At 44.9% G+C, this 2,029-nt stretch carries 2 protein-coding genes; both read right to left on the reverse strand.

Annotated elements, in window-relative coordinates:
- Positions 1–175 precede the first annotated feature (175 nt).
- Positions 176–910: a dienelactone hydrolase family protein gene (locus BGL89_RS06780; RefSeq protein ID WP_286825040.1), complete on the reverse strand. Its 735-nt coding sequence runs from the start codon at positions 908–910 to the stop codon at positions 176–178.
- Positions 911–1,059: 149 nt separating this feature from the next.
- Positions 1,060–1,875: a Cof-type HAD-IIB family hydrolase gene (locus tag BGL89_RS06785; RefSeq protein ID WP_286825046.1), complete on the reverse strand. Its 816-nt coding sequence runs from the start codon at positions 1,873–1,875 to the stop codon at positions 1,060–1,062.
- Positions 1,876–2,029: the final 154 nt, after the last annotated feature.

Below are 2,029 nucleotides of genomic sequence, written 5' to 3' on the forward strand. Positions count from 1 at the left end.
CCTCCCTTTTTGTCTCTTATGCAGACTTTCGAGTTCAAGGGTTCAACTCAATCGAGCCATTCACTACCGCCCACTCAGGGGATTCAAACCAGTTTTATTCTAACATCAAGCCGTCCTAAAAGGACGGGGCTTTAACCCAAAATTTTGGTAAGCTGAAGCTTGAGGAGTCAGACCATTAAGATTTAAGAAGGCTAAATAACTCTAGTACATGATCCCAAGCAGATTTGGCCGCATTAGCATTATAACTAGCTCTTTGGTCGCAGAAAAAGCCATGGTCGGCATTTTCATAGCGGAAAACTCGATGGGGGATTTGATAACGGGTTAATTCGTTTTCTATCTCATCCACTTGCTTTTGAGGAATACTCGCATCTAACATCCCGAAAAATGCGTAGATTGTCCCTTTGATTTGGGGAGTCACTTGCACCGTCGCTTTGCCACCACCGGGGGTTCCCGTGGTGATTCCTGCACCGTAAAAAGAGGCACTAACTTTGATATCCTCTAGAGTGGAGACAAGATAAACCACATGACCACCAAAACAAAAACCGATCGTGCCGACACCAGTTTTTTTCACCTGTGGCAAACTATAAAGATAATCGATGGTGGCTTGGATATCGCTGATTAATTCGGCTGCTTTGGTTTGTTCTTTGTACTGACGACCGATTTGTATATCTTCCATACTGTACCCCGTTTCAAAACCCGGAGCGAATCGCTGATAAATGGCAGGAGCGATCGCTATATAGCCTTCTTGGGCAATTCTGCGGGTGACATCGCGAATATGGTCGTTTATGCCGAATATTTCCTGAATCACGATAATTGCCGGATAAATTTCCACCCGATCGGGAATGGCTAAATAGGCATCTATGTCAATATCTTTGTTAGGAATCGTAACAGTTTGCGTATCAATAGTCATAATTTTCTCGGTGAAAAGGGTTTTAGGGTTTTAGGGTTTTAGGGTGTTGGGGTTTTAGGGTTGTAGGGTTGTAGGGTTTTAGTTGAATTCCCCCCCGCAACGCGCACGAAGTGGTCTCCCCATTCCCCAATTCCCCACTTCCCAATTCCTCAAATTAAAACAAACTTTTCCAAGGCCACGGCAACCCCATTTAAGTCTACACTAGGGGCAACCCAATCGGCTTGATCCTTAACGGCTTGGGGAGCATTACCCATGGCGACACCGACACCCGCGTAGGTGAGCATAGAAACATCATTAAAATTATCACCGATCGCCATGACGTTTTTCGGTTGTAATCCTAGGATATCTTCGGCCAAAAATTGGGTGGCGCTTCCCTTAGTGGCCTCAACGTGGGTAACTTCAAAAAAAGTCGGACTCGATTGGGTAAAGTATAAATCTTGATTTTGATAGCGTTGCTGTAAATGATGCCAAATCTCGGCGATAAATTGCTTATCTTCCGCCATGGCCAGGATTTTAGTAGTTTTGTGGGCAACTTTGCGTAAATCTCCCACTGCTTCGGCAATAATACCCGATCGCTGCCGATAGAATTCCGTTTCCGCGTTTAATTGCCGCACATAAAGCACATCGTCCATATAAAAATTAAGGGAGATTTTCTCTTTCCATTGGGGTTGTTCGAGATAATCTAAAAGATCGATCGCCAAGTCGGGGGAAATGGGAGTATGTCGATAGTGAACTTGGGAAACAGGATCTTGAATCCAAGCGCCATTGTAAGCAATTAAAGGTAAAGTGGATTTAAGGCGTTTATGAAAACGTAAAGCCGAGCGGTACATCCTACCAGTGCCAATAGCGACGGGAATTCCCTTTTTTTGGACGGCCGAGACAGCTTGCACCACAGCTGGATTAACCTGATTGTTATCACCGGCGATCGTTCCATCCACATCAACAACGATTAAGCGAATATCCACAGTCTTTTCCCATTCAACAGTCAACAGTTATTGACACTCTCGCCGTCAAGCTACGCTGTGACTGGAGATTCTTGCTTCTACTCCTCTTAACTAGACACAATCGGAAGACTATGCCCCCGTCAGACCGAATCCACAAGCGTTTTAGTTTAACGTC

The organism is Microcystis sp. LSC13-02 (genome assembly GCA_002282935.1).
Taxonomy (GTDB): Bacteria; Cyanobacteriota; Cyanobacteriia; order Cyanobacteriales; family Microcystaceae; genus Microcystis.